Raw genomic sequence first — 17,579 nt, forward strand, 5'->3', positions numbered from 1 at the left:
CGCCATGACATGCGCGAGGACAGGATGCGCCGATTGCTAGCCCCCCTGATCGTTCTGGCCCTGGTCCTGGGCGGCCTGTGGCTGAGTGCAGAAAGCCTGGCGGCGCAGCAATTGCGCCGGATTGCGGCCGGGCAGCCCGCGGCGAAGCTGGAGACGGTGCAGGAATTGCGCGACCCGCGGCGGCTCGGGGTGCGGGCCCTGGCGGTGGAGATGCAGACCGATCTCGGCCGCGTCGAACTGTCGCAGGCCGAGCTTTGGCTCAGCCCGCTGCGGCCCAGCGAATTGCGGCTGGCGCTGCCGCCCCGCGCGGTGCTCGATCCCGGTTCGGGTCCGCTGGATCTGGGCCTCGGCGATGCCGCCGCCCGGCTGCGCGTGCAGCCGCTGAACGGGCTGGCCATGGCCTCGGCCCGGATCGAGGCCGGCCCCCTGACGGTCGAGGGCGCGGCGCTTGCCACGCGGCTGCGTGCCGACGCGGTGCGGCGCGATCTCGATGCGGATGCGCCGGCGGGTGCCGCGGCGGCCTATGACCTGGATATCAGCCTCGACGATCTGGAGCCCGGCCTGTTCGCGACCCTGCCCCTGCCCGGCCGGCTCAGCCTGGCCGCCACCGGGCGGGTCTGGCTGGATGCCCTGCCCCGTCCGGCGACGTTGGACCCCGACCGGTCGCCGCTGCCTGTGGGCTTGCGGCTCGACGATGCCGAACTGCGCCTGGGCGCGGTGCAGGCACGTATCCTGGGCCGGATCGAGGCGGATGCCCAGGGCCGCGCCCGGGGCCGGCTCGTGGTCTATACCAGCGATGCCGAGTCGCTGTTGCAGGCCGCCGCCACGGCCGGGCTCATCCCGCCCAGGGTGGTGGTGCTGGCCGGCACCATGCTGAAGAACATCTCGGACCTGCCGCTCCCCGAGGATGCCGGCCTGCGCTTCCCCCCCGCGGCCAAGGGCGAACTGCGCCTGCCGCTGAACTTCGCCGATGGCAGGATGAGCCTTGGCCCGATGGTGCTGGGCCCGGCCCCGACCTTCCCGCGGCGCTAGGGCCCCCGCCGCTAGGGTTTCGGCGCCTCGCCCGCGGCCAGGCTGCGGCCGAAATCGGGCGCCGCGGTATCCTGCCCGGCCTCGATGATGCCGCGCCGGATCGCCCGCGTGCGGGTGAAGTAGTCGTGCAGGTGCTGGCCGTCGCCCATGCGGATCGCCCGCTGCAGCACGAAAAGCTCCTCGGTGAAGCGGCCCAGGATGTCCAGCACCGCCTCCTTGTTCTGCAGGAACACGTCGCGCCACATGGTCGGGTCCGAGGCGGCGATGCGGGTGAAATCCCGAAAGCCCGCGGCGGAATACTTGATGACCTCGCTTTCGGTGACGCGCTTGAGGTGATCGGCCACCCCCACCATGGTATAGGCGATCAGGTGCGGCGTATGGCTGGTCACCGCCAGCACCAGGTCGTGATGGGCGGCATCCATCGCCTCGACATTGGCGCCCATGGCACGGATCAGCGCCGACAGCCGCTCGACCGCCGCCGGATCGCTGCCCTCGACCGGGGTCAGCAGCCACCAGCGGTTGCGAAACAGCGAGGCGAAGCCCGAGCGTGGCCCGGAATGCTCGGTCCCGGCCAGCGGATGGCCGGGGATGAAATGTGCGCCCGCGGGGATATGCGGCGCCACCGCCTCGATCACCGCCTGCTTGACCGAGCCTACATCGGTCACGGTCGCGCCCGGCTTCAGATGCGGCGCGATCTCGGCCGCGACCGCGCCCATGGCGCCGACCGGCACCGCCAGCACCACCAGATCGGCACCTTGCACCGCCTCGGCGGCGCTTTCGGCCACGCGGTCGACCAGCCCGATCTCGGCCGCGACGGCACGGGTCTCGGGGCTGCGGGCATGGCCTACCACCTCACCGGCCAGCCCCGCCTCGCGCATGGCAAGCGACATCGAGCCGGCGATCAGCCCCAGCCCGATCAGCGCCACGCGATCATAGATCACGGCCATCAATGGCTTCCCGCCCGCTCGGCCATGAACTGCCCGATGACATGGGCCACGCGCCGGCACGAGGCCTCGTCGCCCACGGTGATACGCAGGCAATGCGGCAGGCCGTAGCCGGCGACGCGGCGCACGATCAGCCCCTGAGCCTTGAGATAGTCGTCGCAGGCCTCGGCCGTCCCCGCATCGGCAAAGCGCGCCAGGACGAAATTCGCGCAGGACGTATCCGAGGGCACCCCCTTCTCGGCCAAGGCCTCGGCCAGCCAGGCGCGCAAGCGGGCGTTCTCGACCTGGCAGCGGGCGATATGCTCGCGGTCGCGCATGGCGGCTTCGGCGCCCTCCAGCGCGACATTGGACAGGTTGAAGGGGCCGCGGATGCGGTTCAGCACATCGACGATCTCGCGCGGGCCATAACCCCAGCCGACGCGCAAGCCCCCAAGCCCGTAGATCTTGGAAAAGGTCCGGGTCATGAACACGTTGGGCAGCCGGCTCGCCAATTCGGCGCCGCCATCGTAATCCTCGACATATTCGGCATAGGCGGCATCGACCACCAGGATCGCCTGCGGCACGGCGCGGGCCAGCCGCTCCAGTTCCGGCAGGCCGATCATGGTGCCGGTCGGGTTGTTCGGATTGGCGACGAAGACCAGCCGCGTGCGCTCGGTAGCGCCCGCGATCAGCGCGTCGATATCGGTGACGCGGTCGCGCTCGGCCACCTGCACCGGGGTCGCGCCGGCGGCATGGGCCGAGATGCGGTACATCAGGAAGCCGTGCTCGGTGAACAGCACCTCGGTCCCCGGCCCGGCATAGGCCTGGCACAGGAAATGGATGATCTCGTCCGAACCCACGCCGCAGATGATACGGTCCGGGTCCAGCCCATGCACCTCGCCGATGGCGGCGCGCAGCCCGGCATGGTCGGTATTGGGATAGCGATGCAGCGCATGGGCGGCGCGGATCACCGCCTCGCGCGCCTTGTCCGACGGCCCGAAGGGGTTCTCGTTCGAGGAAAGCTTCACGACATTCTCGACCCCGGCCACCTTCGAGGCCCCGCCTTCGTAAAGCGAGATCTCCATGATGCCGGGTTGCGGAGCGATGGTCGTCTGGTTTTGCGACATGGCGGCCCTCTTGCAAGCCCGGCCGTCTTAGCGCCCGAAGAAAGGCTTGGAAAGCCTTGTCGGCCCGTGGCCTTCACCGTTTTCCAAATACTTCCGCGACAGTGCGCAGGCTGCGCCGACGGCGCCGCGCGCGCCCCAGGCTTCTTCGTTCCGAAAATACCCCAGCAAGGCCGCAGCCAAGCCGGCGCCGCCGTCACTCGGCCGCCAGCGCCTTTTCCAGCTCGGGCAGGAATCGGTTCGTGTAATCCTCGCGCACCAGCGGCCCGGCATGGCGGTAAAGGATGCGTCCCGAGCCGTCGATGATGAAGGTTTCGGGCGGCGCGGTCACGCCCCAATCGATCGCCACCCGGCCGCGCGGATCGGTGGCCAGCGCGTGATAGGGATCGCCATGTTCGGACAGGAACCCCAGCGCGGCGCCCTCGGGATCCTTCAGGTCGACACCATAGACCGGCAGCCGGGCCGAAAGCTCGGTCAGCGTCGGATGCTCGGCGCGGCAGGGCGGGCACCAGCTGGCCCAGAAGTTGACCAGCTTCACCCCCGGCTGGCGCAGCATCTCGTCGGTCAGCTGCACCTTGCCCGGCAGCGTGGTCTCGCCGACCGCGGGCGCCTCGCGCCCGATCATGGCCGAGGGCAGCGCGTCGGGATCGTCGCGCAACAGCGCCCAGCCGGCAAGAGCGGCGAAACCGGCAAAGACCGCCACCGGCAGCAGCATCATCGGCGATATCCTAGCCACGGCGTTCATGCTCCTGCAATTCGCGGCGGGCGCGGGCATTGGCCAGCACGGTCTGGACGACGATGCCGACCAGCAGCACCAGGCTGGCGCCATAGGCGGCCAGGACGGTCCCGGCATATTTGCCAAGTTCTGTCATGCGCGGTTCTCCCTTGCCAGCAGGGCCGCCAGGCGGCGGCGGCGGATCTCGGTCCGGGTGCGGACCAGCAGCAGCGCCAGGAACAGCAGGAAAAACCCCGCCATGGTCAGGTAGAGCGGATAGCGATAGACCGCCGACATCCGCTCGCCCGGCGCCATGGACAGCGAGGCGCCCTGATGCAGGCCCTGGTTCCAGAAGTTCACCGCATAGCGCGACAAGAGCGCAAAGACCGAGCCGACCAGGCACAGCACCCCGGTCAGGTCGGCGGCGCTGTCGGGATTCTCGACCGCCCCCCACAGCGCCATGTAGCCCAGATAGAACAGGAACAGGATCAGGAACGAGGTCAGCCGCGGATCCCATTCCCACCAGGTGCCCCACATCGGCTGGCCCCAGATCGCCCCGGTGATCAGCGCGATCAGCGTCATCACCGCGCCGACGGGCGCAGCCGCCTTGGCGGCCAGCGCGCTGACATGGTGGCGCCGCACCAGCCAGATCAGCGAAGTCACCAGCATCATCAGCCAGATGTTGATCGCCATCAGCGCCGCGGGCACGTGCAGGAAGATGATCTTGACCGTCGATCCCTGCTTGTAGTCCTGGGGCGTCAGGAAGCCCCAGACCAGCCCCGCCACGGTGCAGACCGCAGCAGCCGCCACCACCCAGGGTAGCACGGCGCCCGAGGTGCGCATGAACTTGACGGGGTTGGCATATTCCCAGATTGACATGTTCGCTTCCTAAATCGGGCGCGGCGCCCGCTCAAGTGGCCAGTGGTCGCGTTCACCGCAGATTGACACGCAGCGCAGCGGCTGCGGCAAAGGGTGCCAGGGCCAATGTGGCCAGCGTGATCGCCGCCAGGAAGACCAAAGGCGTCACCGGATCGGCCCCTGCGGCACCTCGCCGCACCGCCTCGGCCCCGAAGATCAGCGTCGGCACGTAAAGCGGCAGCACCAGGAGCGACATGAGCAGCCCGCCGCGGCGCAGCCCCACCGTTACCGCCGCACCGAAGGCGCCCAGCATCGACAGCGCCGGCGTGCCCAGCATCAGCGAGGCGACCAGCCAGGGATAGGCCGGCCCCGGCAGATGCAGCAGCAGCCCGAAGACCGGCGCCGACAGCGCCAGCGGCAGGCCCGTCACCAGCCAATGCGCGACGGCCTTGATCGCCACCGTCCCCTCCAGCGGCAGGGGCGCGGTGGCCAGCAGGTCCAGGCTGCCATCCTCGAAATCCAGGGCGAAGATGCGGTCCAGAGACAGCAGGCAGGACAGCAGCGCCCCCACCCACAGGATGCCCGGCGCGATGCGGGAAAGCTGGCCGCCCTCGGGGCCGACGCCGAAGGGAACCAGCGTGCAGACGATCAGGAAGAATGCCAGCGCCAGGCCGAAGCCGCCGCCGGCGCGCGTGGCCAGCCGCAGGTCGCGGATCAGCAGCGCCTTCATCCGCCCGCCCCCGTCCGGCCATTGCTCATCCGCCGATCCTCCACCCGCCCGCTCCTTATCCGAATGCTTCGTTGAAGCCGGCCGGCCTGGCTTCGCGGCGGGCCTGGCTGGCGCGATAGGGGCCAAGCTCCAGGATCTCGGCCTCGGGCAGGCCCAGTTCGATATGGGTGGCAATCACCGCCGCCCCGCCCCGGCCCAGATGGGCGCGCAGCATGGCGGCGAACAGCGACACCGAATCGCGGTCCAGCGACACCGTCGGCTCGTCGAGCAGCCAGACCGGGCGGCCCGTCACCATCAGCCGCGCCAGCCCCAGCCGCCGCTTCTGCCCGGCGGACAGCGCATGGGCCGGGCGGTCGGCCAATTCGCGCAGGTTCATCGCGTCGAGCGCCCCGGCAATATCCTCGCCGCCAAAGATCTCGGCCCAGAAGCGCAGGTTCTCGGCCGCACTCAGCGCCGGCTTCAGCCCGTCGGAATGGCCGGCATAGGCAATGGCGTCGGGTGCGGCCTCGATCACTCCCGCCACCGCCGGCTGAAGCCCCGCCAGGCTGCGCAGCAGCGTGGTCTTGCCGATGCCGTTCGGCCCGCGCAGCACCAGTGCCCCGCCGGCGGCAAGGTCGAAGCTGACGCCCTCGACGGCACGCAGCCCGCCGCGCGCCACCGCCAGGTCGCGGACCGCAAGCAGGCTCATAGCGGGACCAGCGCGCAGGCCACGCGCCGGCCCTCGGACAGCGTGACGTTGTAGCTGCGCGCGGCCGAGGGCGAGCTCATCGGCTCGGCCATGATCCCGGCCGCTTCCAGCGCGGCGGCCAGCTCGGGCGGCGGAAAGGCGATCTCGGCCCCCATGCCCAGGAAAAGCACGTCCACCCGCCCGGCCAGCGCCAGCAGGGCGGCACGGTCATCCAGCCCGCCCCAGGGCTGCACGCCCTGGGCGGTGACGATCACCGCGCCGTGATGCGCCACGCCGCCGACGCGAAAGAAGCCGGGGCCGTAGCCGTCCACCGGCACGGCCCCGGAAAATTCCGTCGGCACCATCATGGGCATCAGGGCGCATCCCGGAAGGCGGCGGGAATGTCCTCGCCCGGCGCCTTTTCGCTGGGACCGGGCTTGGACCAGTCGCGCTTGACGCCCAGCCACAGCACGATGTTCTTGGCGACATAGATCGTCGAATAGCAGCCCACGATCACGCCCCAGAGCATGGCGATGACGAAGTCGCGGATCACGTCGCCGCCGAAGATCAGCATCGCGGTCAGCGCGATGGCGGTGGTGACGGCGGTCATGATGGTGCGCGACAGCGTCTCGTTGCAGGTCAGGTTCATCAGGTCGAGCAGCGGCCGCGTCTTGTACTTGATCAGGTTCTCGCGCAGCCGGTCGAAGACCACGACCGTATCGTTGCACGAAAAGCCCAGCGTCGTCAGCAGCGCCGCGATGGTGGTCAGGTCGAAGCGCAGCTGGAACAGCGAGAACAGCCCGACCGTCAGCAGCACGTCATGGATCAGCGAGATCACCGCCCCCAGCGCGAACTGCCATTCGAAGCGCAGCCAGATATAGAACATGATGCCGATGGTCGCCGCGCCCACGGCATAGAGCGCAGTCTTGATCAGCTCGCCCGAAACCTTGGGCCCGACCGATTCCACCGCGGCAAAGACCACCTGCGGATCGACGGTGTGCAGCGCCGCCTCGATCTCGTTCAGCTGCTCGGGCGTGACCGATCCGGTCTCGTCCGTGGTGCCGATGCGGATCATCGCCACATGCTTGGTGGTGCCGAAGGCCGGGTCGAAGACCTCGGTGATCGAGACGTCGCCCAGGTCCAGGTCATTGAGCGCCTGCCGGTAATCGCCGACATCGAAGGCCGTCGGGCTTTCGGTGCGGATGGTGGTGCCGCCCTTGAAGTCGATGCCGAAGTTCAGCCCCATCACCAGCAGCAGCAGGACCGAGCCGACCATGGCCGCGGCCGAGACGCCGAAGGTCAGCCATTGCCAGCGGAAGAAGTTGAAGCTGGTATTGTCGGGAACGAGTTTCAGACGAAATGCCATGGTCCTGCTCCCTTACAAGATCAGTTCTTTGGGCTTGCGCCATTCCAGCCAGAACACGATCATCAACCGCGTCAGGTAGATGGCGGTGAAGACCGAGGTGACAAGGCCGATGGTCAGCGTGACCGCAAAGCCCTTGACCGGACCCGAGCCCAGGAAGAACATCACCGCGGCCGCGATGAAGCTGGTGACGTTGGCGTCGATGATCGCCGACATCGCCTCGCCGAAGCCGTCGTCGATGGCCTTGACGATGCGCTTGCCGGCGCGCAATTCCTCGCGGATGCGTTCGTAGATGATGACGTTGGCATCGACCGCCGTGCCGACGGTCAGCACGATGCCGGCGATGCCCGGCAGGGTCAGCGTCGCCCCCATCATCGACATGACCGACAGGATCAGGATGACGTTGACGATCACCGCGATCGAGGCGAAGACGCCGAACAACCCGTAGCTTGCGACCATATAGGCCACCACGGCGACCGTGGCGATGATCGAGCTGAGCCGGCCGGCGTCGATCGAATCCTGCCCCAGTTCCGGGCCGATGGTGCGTTCCTCCAGGAAGGTCATCTGCGCCGGCAGGGCGCCCGCGCGCAGCAGCACGGCCAGCCGGGTCGATTCGTCCACGTTCATCGCGCCCGAGATCTGGCCCGAGCCGGTGGTGATCGCCTGCCGGATCACCGGCGCCGAGATCACCTGGTTGTCCAGCACGATGGCGAAGGGCTGGCCGATATTGGCCGAAGTATAGGCCCCGAATCGCTTGGCGCCCGACGGGCCGAAGCGGAAATCCACCGCCGGCTGGCCGTTCTGGTCGAAACTGGGCCGGGCGTCGGTCAGTTCCTCGCCGGTGACGACCGGGTTTTCCTCGATGACATAATAGACGCCGGGCTCGTCCATCGAGGGCAGCAGCACGTTGCCGGTGCCGGGACGCGCATTGGCGTCGGCGGTGCGGCTGACCACCGGGTTGAAGGTCAGCTTCGCGGTGGTTCCGATCAACTGCTTGAGTTCCTCGGCCGAGCCGATGCCGGGCACCTGGATCAGGATGCGGTCCTTGCCCTGGCGCATGATCGTCGGCTCGCGCGTGCCGACCTCGTCGATGCGGCGGCGGATGATCTCCAGCGACTGCTGCACGGTGCGGTCGTCGGTCGCGGCCTTTTCCGCGTCCGAAAGCTGCACCGTCAGCCGGTTGCCCGAGGCCGAGATCGCCAGGTCGCTCTGCCCCGCCCCGGTCAGCGAGGTGACGGGCACGGCCAGGCCGCGGGCGATCTCGACCGCCTTCGCCATCTGATCGGGGTTGCCGATCTCGACCGCCAGCTGGCCCTCGGGCGCTTGGACGCGGCGGACGGCGCCGACCACGTCGCGCTGCGCCGCCAGCGCGTCGCGCAGTTCCGGCCAAAGCGCATCCATCCGCGCCTTGTAGACATCCTGGACATGCACCTCGCCCAGAAGATGGGCGCCGCCGCGCAGGTCGAGGCCCAGATTGACCAGCCCCGAGGGCAGCCAGTCCGGCCAACCGGCGCGGGCGGCGGCGTCTTCCTGGGATTCGAACCCGTTGCGTTCGGCGGCGGTGACGGCGTCGTTATGCTGCTCGACCTTGGTATAGAACAGGTTCGGCATGGCATAGAGCAGACCCAGGGCGACGAGCCCCAGGATCAGCAGACGCTTCCAGAATGGGATGTCCAGCATGGCGGGATGCGGTTCTTCAGCTGTTGGCGGCGGCGGGTTGGGTGCGGTTCACCAGCCCGGTCACGGTCGAGCGGATGACGCGGACCTTGACGCCGGGAGCGATCTCGACCTCAAGCTCGTTGTCGCGCACCGAGGTCACCTTGCCGATCATCCCGCCCTGGGTGACGATCTCGTCGCCCTTTTTCAGCGCCTCGACCATGGCGCGATGTTCCTTCACGCGCTTCTGCTGCGGGCGGATCATCAGGAAATACATGATGACGAAGATCAGGATGAGCGGCAGGAACGAGGCGAGTCCTGCAGCGCCGGAAGCGCCTCCGGCGGCCTGGGCATAGGCGGGGGTCACGAGCATTCAGTCTATCCCTGTGCTGACGTTCTCCGGGAGATCCCCCGGCGGAATTGGCGCGCACCCTATCCGCGGCTCGGACCGATGGCAAGAAAGCCCGGACCTTGGCGCGGGGCGGGTGCGACCTGGGCGCGCCGTGGACATGGGGCCGCGCATGTGGCAGGTCAATGCGACGAGCCGACCAAGGGAGATCACGATGGCCGAGGACAAGGCGCCCCACCCCGCGCCGGACCATCCCGCACTGGCGCGCGATGCGACGGACCGCACCGGAATCCGCCGGCTGCTGGCGATCATGGCCGCGCTGCGCGATCCGCAGACCGGCTGTCCCTGGGACATCGAACAGGATTTCGCCTCGATCGCGCCCTATACCATCGAAGAGGCGCATGAGGTCGCCGACGCCATCGCGCGTGAAGCCTGGGACGAATTGCCCGGCGAGCTGGGCGACCTGCTGCTCCAGGTGGTTTTCCACGCGCAGATGGCGGCCGAGGCGGGCATGTTCGACTTTGCCGATGTGGTCGAGAAGATCTCGGACAAGATGATCGACCGCCACCCGCATATCTTCGGCAACGAATCCCGCGACAAGTCGGCCGCCCAGCAGATCAGGGATTGGGAGGCGATCAAGGCCCGCGAACGCGCGGCCAAGGCGGAACGCGGCGTGCTGGACGGTGTGGCGCTTGGCCTGCCGGCGCTGACCCGCGCGGTCAAGCTGCAGAACCGCGCCGCCCGCGTCGGCTTCGACTGGCCGGGCCCCGCCGAGGTGCTGGACAAGATCACCGAGGAAAGCCGCGAGCTGGTCGAGGCCAGGGGCGGCTCCGATCACGCCCATTTGACCGAGGAATTCGGCGACCTGATGTTCGTGATGGCGAATCTGGCCCGGCATCTGGAGATCGACCCCGAGGAGGCGCTGCGGCTGGCCAATGCCAAGTTCACCCGCCGCTTCCGCGCCATCGAGGCCGCGCTGGCCGCCCAGGGCCGCCGCCCCGAGGACAGCGACCTGGCCGAGATGGACGCGCTGTGGAACGAGGCCAAGGCTGCCGAACGCGCCTGATCCCTCGGCCGCCCTGCCGCCGCTGGCCGGGATCGAGCCGCTGCGCGTGGTCCGCAACCGGCCCGACCGGCTGGTGGTGCAGATCCGGCTGGACGGCCGGCCGGCTTGGCTCAGGCAGTTCCGCGGCGCCGATCCGCCCGCCGGCGTGGCACGGGCGCAGGCGCGGCTGCGCCAGGCGGCCGAGGTGCTGGGCCAGGATCTCGACGCCGTCGCCCCGCCCCTGCTGGCGCTGCCCGAACAAGGCATCCTGATCACCGCCCCGGCACCGGGCCGGCCCGTCGCGCATCTGCTGGCCGAGGCCGGCCCGGCAGAGCGCGCCGCGCTGATCGCCCGCATGGGGTCATGGCTGCGCCGCCTGGCCAGCGCGACGCGCAACCGCGGCACGTTCGGGCCGCGCTTCTGGCTCAATGGGCTGGAGGCCCGGATCGCCGCCGCTTCGGGCGACTGGATCGACCGCGACCTGGTGGCAGGCCATATGCAGCGGATGCGGGCCGAGGCCGCCCGGCTGCGCGGCGCCGCGGTCGAACGCGGGCTTTGCCATGGCGACCTGACGCCCGACAACCTATTCGTGGACGAGCCCCGGCCCGGTGCGCTGCGGCTGACCGCCATCGACATGCAAGGCGCGACCGAGATGGCGCTGGCCCGCGACATGGCGCGGCTGCTGGCCTGGCTGGAAAGCCGGCGCGAGCAGCCGCCGGCACTGGTGCGGGACGGCATCGCCCTGCCCGACTGGCAGGCCCTGACCGGCGTGCCCGGCCTGCTGGCACCGGACCAGGCGCCGATCCTGCGCTTCCTGATCGGGGAGGTGATGCTGGCCTATTACCTCGACAGCGCCCGGCAGCGGTTGCGGCGCCGGGCCCTGGTCCGGGCAATGCGGGCCTGGGCCAAGGCCGAGGTCACGCCGGCGCCATGACCTCGGCCAGCGCCGCGTCATAGACCGCCAGCGCCTCGGCCCGGTCGCGGGCCCGCGATGCGCCTTCGGACAATTGCCGCCGCCAGCCGCGCGCGCCGGGCCGGCCATGGAACAGGCCCAGCATGTGCCGCGTCGCCTGATGCAGCCGCCCGCCCGAGGCCAGATGCGCGTCGACCAGCTCGCGCAGCGCCCGCGCCGCCTCCAGCGGATCGGCAAAGCGCGGCTTCTCGCCCCAGAGCCGGTCAGCCTCGCCCAGCATGTCCCATGGCTGGTGATAGGCCGCGCGCCCGACCATCACCCCATCCATCGCCCGCAGGTGATCGCGCACCGCGTCGAGCGAGGCGATGCCGCCATTGATCGACAGGTGCAGGTCGGGAAACGCCTGTTTCATGCGATGCACCAGCGGATAGTCCAGCGGCGGGATCTCGCGATTCTCGCGCGGGGACAGGCCCTGGAGCCAGGCCTTGCGGGCATGGATGGTCATGCGGCGCACGCCCACGTCACGCATGCGGGCGATGAAATCGGGCAGCACCGCCTCGGGCAGCTGATCGTCCACGCCGATACGGCATTTCACCGTGACCTCGACCGGGCTCGCTGCAACCATCGCCGCGACGCATTCGGCGACCAGGTCCGGCCGGGTCATCAGCACGGCGCCGAAACAGCCCGACTGCACCCGGTCGCTGGGGCAGCCGACGTTCAGGTTGATCTCGTCATAGCCCCAATCGGCGCCGATCCGCGCCGCCTCGGCCAGCTGCGCCGGGTCCGAGCCGCCCAGTTGCAGCGCCACCGGATGCTCGGCCGCGTCGAAATCCAGCAGTTTCGCCCGGTCGCCGTAAACCAGCGCCGGGGCGGTCACCATCTCGGTATAAAGCAGCGCGCGGCGCGACAGCAGCCGGTGGATGCGCCGGCACAGGCTGTCAGTCCAGTCCATCATCGGCGCGACGGAAAGCCTTGCGCTGTTGTTTCTGTTGATGAAATCTTCCGTTTCAGCCATTTTTAGCACTTGCTGCGCCGCTTGATCCCGTCTCGTTCCCGCCTGCGCCTGCCAGGAACGCAGGGCCCATGGCAAATCCCAGGGAACCATCACCCGAGCGCCGTTCCTGGGACGGCATCGCCGTCTATACCGCACCGGCACCGGCTGCGCCACCTTGGGGATGCGGCCGCCGAAATCATCAAGAAGGCTTCCTGCATATTGAAAAGCCGCCCATCCGGGCGGCTTTGATTGTCGCGACAACTCTTGGCCGGTCATAAACGGCCGGCCGGGTTTTGTCAGAACCGATACGACGCCCGGATCTGGACCATATCCGCATCAAGGTCGATGTTGGTGCCGTCGATATCCGAGAAATCGGCATGGCTGTACTCCAGGCCGGCCGAGAAACTGTCGGTCAAAAGGAAATCGGCGCCAATGCCATAGGTCAGGCCGGTTTCCTTGGCATCCTCGTCCGAAAGACGCGCGGCACCCAGGGTCACATAGGGCTGGAACTTGCCCATGTCGTAGCCGGCACGGGCGCGCAGGCGCCACAGGTCCGCGCTGCCGTCGAAATCGTCATGCTCGACATTGTTGTAGTCCAGTTCGCCGCCCAGGACGAACTGGCCGAAATCGTGCAGATAACCAGCATGCAGGCCAAGCGCGTCGAAATCGCCCGCATCGACCGTAACGCCGGGGACCGAGGCGTCGAGGCTGCCCTGCCCGTATTGAAGACCGGCATAGAACCCGGTCCAATCGACATCGGCACGGGTTTGAGCGACGGCAACCGGCTGCTCAACGACAGGAGCGACATATCCCCCGGCAAAGGAGGCGCCCGCAATAAGGCTGGCCAAGGCGGCATAGAATGCAGTTTTAAACTTCATATCTCCGTAAGTCATGCGAATGCTCGCCGGCGACGCATACTGGCAAAGCCGTGCCCGGAAAAGCGGCAAGGAAGCGGAGAGGCGCGATGTGATATTTTTATGACACGCGCATTTGCATGCCATGCCTGCGCCGGGGTTTTCAAACCGCGCCCGACGTTTCCGCGCCCATAAAACGAATGCCGGGAACAGGCCATCCTTGCGGCGGCACCGCAGGCCGCCTGCCCCAAGCAACCGAACGGGGCCCTGCCCTCCTGGAGCGGGAATCACGCGGGCGCAAGCCGTACTGCATTCGGGCGGGTCGTCCCCGGCAGGGTTTGCGATCCGTCCGGCTTCTTCTGCTTGGTGCCTGGTTGCGATGGTACCGCCTCCCCGGCTCGAACGGGGGACCCCCAGATCCACAATCTGGTGCTCTAACCAACTGAGCTAAGGCGGCACAGGCGGGTATCTAGCGCCAGCCACCGGGCTGCGCAAGCCCGTCTTGCCGGAAATTCGCATGCGGGTTAAGGAAAATCCCCGGATCCACGAGGCCGGGCGCCAGGAGAGACAGCATGAGCATCAACAGCCAAAGCGACATCGCCGCCAATCTTCAGATCGGCCCCACCGACCGCGGCATGGTCAGGATCTATGTCGAGGCCGAGAATGTCGACCTGCCGCTGGACTTCGACCCCGACGAGGCCGAGGAAATCGCCGAGGAGCTGCTGGCCGCCGCCGAGGCCGCGCGCAGCATCGGCGGCCCCTCGAAACCCGGCAAGGACGTCAGGAAGCCGCGCCGCTGATTCCCATCGGATCGGTCAGCGCCAGCAGCCGCGCGGTCGAGACGCGGGCGATATCGCGCAAAAGCCGGCTGCGCCGCGCCCCGGCCAGCCGCGATTCGGGGGCCATGCGAACCAGCTCGGCCCCCCAGCTGTCGGCGCGGATCAGGCCCGAACCCTCGGGCAGCAGGTCTTCGGGGAAATCGGCATCCACCGCCCAAAAGAAGCGATCGCAGAACTCCAGGTAGCCCTGCCATTTGCGGTCCGAGATGAAATCGGCCCGGCAGCTCTTGCATTCGACGACCCAGATCTCGCCCTTGGGCGTGACCGAGATCACATCGACCCGCAGCCCGCCCGCGGGCACGAATTCCGGCAGCGCGGCATGGCCCAGCCCGGCCAGCATCCGCGTCACCCCGCGCGCCAGCCGCTGACCCGGCAGGGCGGGCAGGACATCGGCGGTCGGATCGGCAAGGCTGGTCATGCACCCACCATGAACGAAAGGGAAACATTGCGCAAGCCCACCCCGGCCTTGCGGCGTGTCGGCCGCCGTCCTATCTATGGGGCTGGCGGGTTTCTGCTCTTCTCGTGTGCGGCCATCTTTCTCACTGGCCTATAACTTCACCGAGGGGGCTGGCTCTGTCGGGGCCCTGGTCCCGTTATCCGGCGCCCACCTGGATATCCAGGCTTTCGGGGAAACCTGCGCCGCCACGGTCGCTGCGGTTCCCGCCACCGCCTTTCCCTGCGTCGCCAATAAAAAAAGGGCGACCCGAAGGCCGCCCCGGAGAGAGGAGGGATCTTCTTCTGCCTGGTCAGAAACCGTAGACCAGCGACACGCCCAGCGTGTTGTCGGTGCGGATCGCGCGGTCCGAGACATATTCGGTCTTGTAGGACACGCGGGTCGCCAGGGCATCCGACATCTTGAAGTTCAGCCCCAGCTCGTTGGTAGCCGTGTCGTTGCTGTCCGAGGTCAGATAGTCGGTGTCGTTGGTCAGGAAGAAATTCTCGTTGATGCGGTGATAGAACCGCGACGACAGGATGTAGCCGACTTCGGTGTCGGAAACGAAGGGATCGTCGGCGGGTTCATCCAGGTCGACCTTCTTGGTGTAGCGCACGCCGACACCGGCCTGCACGCGCCAGGCGGTGGTGTCGCTGTTGATGATCCGATAGCCCGGACCCACGCCGAGGAAGGCGTCGCGCTTCAGCCGGCCCTCCTGGTCTGCGATCTCTTCGGCGGTCAGCCCGTCGAAATCGCCGGCCAGCCCGTCGGTCGCCACGCGACCCAGGGCAAAGGCATAGAAGCGGTCGTTGATGTTGTAGAGACCGTCATAGATGACATAGGTCTTTTCGGTATCGGTATCGCCGTCGTCATCCTCGCCATATTCCAGCAGGATGCCGACCGATTGCGAGAACGCGCCCTGGTTGTGCGACAGGCGGCCGGCCAGGCTGAAGTCCTGGTTCTCGTTGTTGCCGGTGCGGCCGGCATAGGTCAGCGCGACCGAGCCGAAGGTGCCTTCGCGGCGCTCGGGATTGCCGAAGCGATAGGCGTCGGACGAGCGCTCGAAATCGTCGCGCACCGCATCCTCGACATCGCGCATCTGTTCGTTGACTTCCGTGATCCCGGCGGCGTCGGCGCCCGTGGCGATTTCGGATTGCGCGAAGGCGGGGGCCGAAAATGCGGCGGCCAGGGCCGTGGCACCGGCGAGGTAAGCAAGCGTCTTCATTGTATCAGTCCTTTTCCGAACCGTTTCGTGTCCGTGGCGCCGCCCTTGCGGAACCACGAGCATCTCTGCTGGCTCAGAGGTAGAACCGTCATGCCCGACGATAAAGAGGTCCGGAAAACTGCGCCGAACCTCGCAAAAACGTGAAATTCGGCGGGAACCTGCCCATCGGCGGAAAACGGATCATGCGAAATCGTGATGAAACCTTTTCGCCCGCAGGTTGCACGGCAATTTTTGCCCCGGTCTCAGCCGGGTAACAGGACACCACATGGCTCACGAAATATGACAATCTTCCACGTTGCGGCAGCCGGCTCGGATTGCACAAAAAAAAGGCGCCCGATAGGCGCCTTTCCGAGATGGAATTGTTGCGAAAGGTCCACAGTGGCAAGGCAAAAATGCAGCGCCGCTTCCGAGCCGCCGCGGCGATCAGCGCGGGCCTGCGGCGGGGACCGAGGCCGGCGCCGGACGCCGCCGAATCCGCTGCCGCAGGCCGCCGCCGCGGCCTTCCTTGCGGGCCATCAGCATGATCCGGATGCCGAACTGCACCCCCGAAAACAGGATGGTGTGAAAGACGACCAGCATCAGCACCGCCATCCAGCCGCCGCGCGTGGCCGTCACCAGGTGCCGCAGCGTGCCGACATCCAGCGCCAGAAGCAGCGCGGTGAACACCAGCGCCAGCGCGAAGCCGATGGCGATGCTGACGATGTAAAGCCGGACGAGTTGCGGCATCTTCTTTCCCGGAACAGACAAGCCTGGCCATTCTAGCGCGGATCGCGGCAGAGCCCGAGAAGAAAATCCCGCGCGCCCCGCGTCAGAATGCCTCGGGCCGGGCTTCGCGCGCCATATGGTCCAGCACGGCATTGACGAATTTCGACTCGCGCCCCTCGGCGAAGAAGGCCTGCGCCAGGCGGACATATTCGGCGATGACCACCTTGGGCGGGGTCTTGGGCGTCACCAGTTCGGCGCCCGCGGCACGAAAGACCGAGCGCAGCACCGGGTCGATGCGGTCGATGGGCCATTTTGCCACCAGTGCGCGGTCGGTCATCTGGTCGATCCTGGACTGCCAGGTGACGGCATCGTCGACGATTCGGGTGAACAGCGCCTGATCCGCCTCGGCCGAGACGATGTCGTCGTCCTCGTCCTCGCGGCCGATGCGCCAGTTCAGGAACTCGCGCTGCACCCGGTCGGCGGACTGGCCGCCCGCCTCCATCTGGAACAGCGCCTGCACCGCATAAAGCCGCGCGGCCGCGGCGCGGGCCTGCCGCGCCTGCCGGTCGCCGTCGCGGCGCGTCTTGTCGCCCGGCCCGCTCATGCGTTGCCCGGCCCGTCGATCTCGCCGGCCAGCCGGATCACGTCGCGCGGCACCGAGGCATCGCCGCGCGGCGATTGCCCGGCCCAGCCGCGCTTGAGCGCGATCAGATGCAACGCCGCCGCCGCCGCGCCGCCGCCCTTGTTCTGGCCCTGCGGATCGGCGCGGACCTCGGCCTGGGCGGTGTTCTCGACCGTCAGGATGCCGTTGCCGATGCAATGGCCCTGCAGGCCCAGCAGCATCAGCCCGCGCGAGCTGTCGTTGCATACGGTGTCGTAATGCGTCGTCTCGCCCCGGATCACGCAGCCAAGCGCGACATAGCCGTCATAGAGATTGCGCCCGCCCGCCAGGGCGATGGCCGTGGGAATTTCCAGCGCGCCGGGCACCTCGACCAGATCGACGGTGGCGCCGGCGGATTCGGCCACGGCGCGCGCGCCGGCGATCAGCCCGTCGGCGATCTGGCGGTAATAGGGCGCGACCACGATCAGCAGGCGCGCGCCGCCCTCGATCCGGGGCAGCGGCAATTGGTCATGTTCGATGCTGGCGGCCATGG

General features: G+C 68.2%; 22 protein-coding genes and 1 tRNA gene. 4 read left to right on the forward strand and 19 right to left on the reverse strand.

The features are described 5' to 3' along the window. Positions 1 to 24 precede the first annotated feature (24 nt). Positions 25 to 1,032 carry a DUF2125 domain-containing protein gene (locus tag ACNKFW_RS06690; protein ID WP_418024096.1) on the forward strand — a complete coding sequence of 336 codons (1,008 nt, stop codon included), beginning with the start codon at positions 25 to 27 and terminating at the stop codon, positions 1,030 to 1,032. An 11-nt stretch (positions 1,033 to 1,043) separates the two neighbouring features. Here the strand turns inward: ACNKFW_RS06690 and ACNKFW_RS06695 are convergent, their stop codons facing one another. From ACNKFW_RS06695 to yajC, 11 genes are all read right to left on the reverse strand, one after another. Next, positions 1,044 to 1,979 carry a prephenate/arogenate dehydrogenase family protein gene (locus ACNKFW_RS06695; RefSeq protein ID WP_147428000.1) on the reverse strand — a complete coding sequence of 312 codons (936 nt, stop codon included), beginning with the start codon at positions 1,977 to 1,979 and terminating at the stop codon, positions 1,044 to 1,046. After that, positions 1,979 to 3,082 (reverse strand): histidinol-phosphate transaminase, encoded by a 1,104-nt coding sequence (hisC, locus tag ACNKFW_RS06700; protein WP_024844548.1) that lies wholly within the window; start codon positions 3,080 to 3,082, stop codon positions 1,979 to 1,981. The genes ACNKFW_RS06695 and hisC overlap by 1 nt, the downstream gene beginning before the upstream one ends. Before the next feature lie 193 nt (positions 3,083 to 3,275). Further along, positions 3,276 to 3,794: a DsbE family thiol:disulfide interchange protein gene (locus tag ACNKFW_RS06705; protein ID WP_024844547.1), complete on the reverse strand. Its 519-nt coding sequence runs from the start codon at positions 3,792 to 3,794 to the stop codon at positions 3,276 to 3,278. A gap of 13 nt (positions 3,795 to 3,807) precedes the next feature. Beyond that, positions 3,808 to 3,951 (reverse strand): heme exporter protein CcmD, encoded by a 144-nt coding sequence (ccmD, locus tag ACNKFW_RS06710; RefSeq protein ID WP_024844546.1) that lies wholly within the window; start codon positions 3,949 to 3,951, stop codon positions 3,808 to 3,810. Next, entirely contained in the window at positions 3,948 to 4,673 is a 726-nt protein-coding gene (locus ACNKFW_RS06715) for a heme ABC transporter permease (protein ID WP_024844545.1), read from the reverse strand. Before ACNKFW_RS06715 ends, ccmD begins: the two co-directional genes overlap by 4 nt. Positions 4,674 to 4,725: 52 nt before the next feature. After that, entirely contained in the window at positions 4,726 to 5,382 is a 657-nt protein-coding gene (gene ccmB / locus ACNKFW_RS06720) for a heme exporter protein CcmB (protein ID WP_024844544.1), read from the reverse strand. Positions 5,383 to 5,437: 55 nt separating this feature from the next. Beyond that, complete coding sequence (gene ccmA, locus ACNKFW_RS06725; RefSeq protein ID WP_147427999.1) at positions 5,438 to 6,070, reverse strand: heme ABC exporter ATP-binding protein CcmA; 633 nt, start codon at positions 6,068 to 6,070, stop codon at positions 5,438 to 5,440. Continuing rightward, the gene (locus tag ACNKFW_RS06730; RefSeq protein WP_024844542.1) at positions 6,067 to 6,423 is read right to left on the reverse strand and encodes an Mth938-like domain-containing protein; all 357 of its coding nucleotides are present in this window, start codon (positions 6,421 to 6,423) and stop codon (positions 6,067 to 6,069) included. The genes ccmA and ACNKFW_RS06730 overlap by 4 nt, the downstream gene beginning before the upstream one ends. After that, positions 6,423 to 7,415 (reverse strand): protein translocase subunit SecF, encoded by a 993-nt coding sequence (gene secF, locus ACNKFW_RS06735; RefSeq protein ID WP_147427998.1) that lies wholly within the window; start codon positions 7,413 to 7,415, stop codon positions 6,423 to 6,425. Before secF ends, ACNKFW_RS06730 begins: the two co-directional genes overlap by 1 nt. A 12-nt stretch (positions 7,416 to 7,427) precedes the next feature. After that, positions 7,428 to 9,092 carry a protein translocase subunit SecD gene (gene secD / locus ACNKFW_RS06740; protein WP_028710318.1) on the reverse strand — a complete coding sequence of 555 codons (1,665 nt, stop codon included), beginning with the start codon at positions 9,090 to 9,092 and terminating at the stop codon, positions 7,428 to 7,430. Positions 9,093 to 9,108: 16 nt separating this feature from the next. Beyond that, on the reverse strand, positions 9,109 to 9,441 hold the full coding sequence (yajC, locus tag ACNKFW_RS06745; protein WP_024844539.1) for a preprotein translocase subunit YajC: 333 nt from the start codon (positions 9,439 to 9,441) through the stop codon (positions 9,109 to 9,111). A 286-nt stretch (positions 9,442 to 9,727) separates the two neighbouring features. Between yajC and mazG the strand changes: the two genes are divergently transcribed. Both mazG and ACNKFW_RS06755 read left to right on the forward strand, forming a co-directional pair. Then, positions 9,728 to 10,483 (forward strand): nucleoside triphosphate pyrophosphohydrolase, encoded by a 756-nt coding sequence (gene mazG, locus ACNKFW_RS06750; RefSeq protein ID WP_051419631.1) that lies wholly within the window; start codon positions 9,728 to 9,730, stop codon positions 10,481 to 10,483. A 46-nt stretch (positions 10,484 to 10,529) separates the two neighbouring features. Beyond that, positions 10,530 to 11,396, forward strand: coding sequence for a phosphotransferase family protein (locus ACNKFW_RS06755; RefSeq protein WP_231486744.1), 867 nt, complete (start codon positions 10,530 to 10,532; stop codon positions 11,394 to 11,396). On the opposite strand, the gene dusA is transcribed toward ACNKFW_RS06755, so the two are convergent. The 3 genes from dusA to ACNKFW_RS06770 all read right to left on the reverse strand — a co-directional run bounded on the left by dusA (position 11,380) and on the right by ACNKFW_RS06770 (position 13,680). Further along, complete coding sequence (gene dusA / locus ACNKFW_RS06760) at positions 11,380 to 12,390, reverse strand: tRNA dihydrouridine(20/20a) synthase DusA (RefSeq protein WP_074990643.1); 1,011 nt, start codon at positions 12,388 to 12,390, stop codon at positions 11,380 to 11,382. The genes ACNKFW_RS06755 and dusA overlap by 17 nt on opposite strands. Positions 12,391 to 12,665: 275 nt before the next feature. Continuing rightward, positions 12,666 to 13,370 carry an outer membrane protein gene (locus tag ACNKFW_RS06765; protein WP_418024097.1) on the reverse strand — a complete coding sequence of 235 codons (705 nt, stop codon included), beginning with the start codon at positions 13,368 to 13,370 and terminating at the stop codon, positions 12,666 to 12,668. 233 nt (positions 13,371 to 13,603) lie between these two features. Continuing rightward, positions 13,604 to 13,680 (reverse strand) — tRNA-His (locus ACNKFW_RS06770). Between the two features lie 115 nt (positions 13,681 to 13,795). Between ACNKFW_RS06770 and ACNKFW_RS06775 the strand changes: the two genes are divergently transcribed. Further along, positions 13,796 to 14,023 carry a DUF6324 family protein gene (locus tag ACNKFW_RS06775; protein ID WP_024844535.1) on the forward strand — a complete coding sequence of 76 codons (228 nt, stop codon included), beginning with the start codon at positions 13,796 to 13,798 and terminating at the stop codon, positions 14,021 to 14,023. Here ACNKFW_RS06775 and ACNKFW_RS06780 read toward each other — a convergent pair. The 5 genes from ACNKFW_RS06780 to ACNKFW_RS06800 form a co-directional block, all read right to left on the reverse strand. After that, positions 14,004 to 14,480 carry an MmcB family DNA repair protein gene (locus ACNKFW_RS06780; RefSeq protein WP_024844534.1) on the reverse strand — a complete coding sequence of 159 codons (477 nt, stop codon included), beginning with the start codon at positions 14,478 to 14,480 and terminating at the stop codon, positions 14,004 to 14,006. The genes ACNKFW_RS06775 and ACNKFW_RS06780 overlap by 20 nt on opposite strands. A gap of 328 nt (positions 14,481 to 14,808) precedes the next feature. Then, the gene (locus ACNKFW_RS06785; RefSeq protein WP_024844533.1) at positions 14,809 to 15,720 is read right to left on the reverse strand and encodes a DUF481 domain-containing protein; all 912 of its coding nucleotides are present in this window, start codon (positions 15,718 to 15,720) and stop codon (positions 14,809 to 14,811) included. 423 nt (positions 15,721 to 16,143) lie between these two features. Beyond that, the gene (locus ACNKFW_RS06790) at positions 16,144 to 16,446 is read right to left on the reverse strand and encodes a hypothetical protein (RefSeq protein WP_147427996.1); all 303 of its coding nucleotides are present in this window, start codon (positions 16,444 to 16,446) and stop codon (positions 16,144 to 16,146) included. A gap of 82 nt (positions 16,447 to 16,528) precedes the next feature. Next, positions 16,529 to 17,029, reverse strand: a complete 501-nt coding sequence (gene nusB, locus ACNKFW_RS06795; protein WP_024844531.1) for a transcription antitermination factor NusB — start codon at positions 17,027 to 17,029, stop codon at positions 16,529 to 16,531. Beyond that, a complete protein-coding gene (locus ACNKFW_RS06800; RefSeq protein ID WP_024844530.1) occupies positions 17,026 to 17,577 on the reverse strand; it encodes a 6,7-dimethyl-8-ribityllumazine synthase in 552 nt (183 codons plus the stop codon). The genes nusB and ACNKFW_RS06800 overlap by 4 nt, the downstream gene beginning before the upstream one ends. Positions 17,578 to 17,579: the final 2 nt, after the last annotated feature.

The organism is Paracoccus sp. TD-10 (assembly GCF_048270675.1).
GTDB classification, from domain to species: Bacteria; Pseudomonadota; Alphaproteobacteria; order Rhodobacterales; family Rhodobacteraceae; genus Paracoccus; species Paracoccus pantotrophus.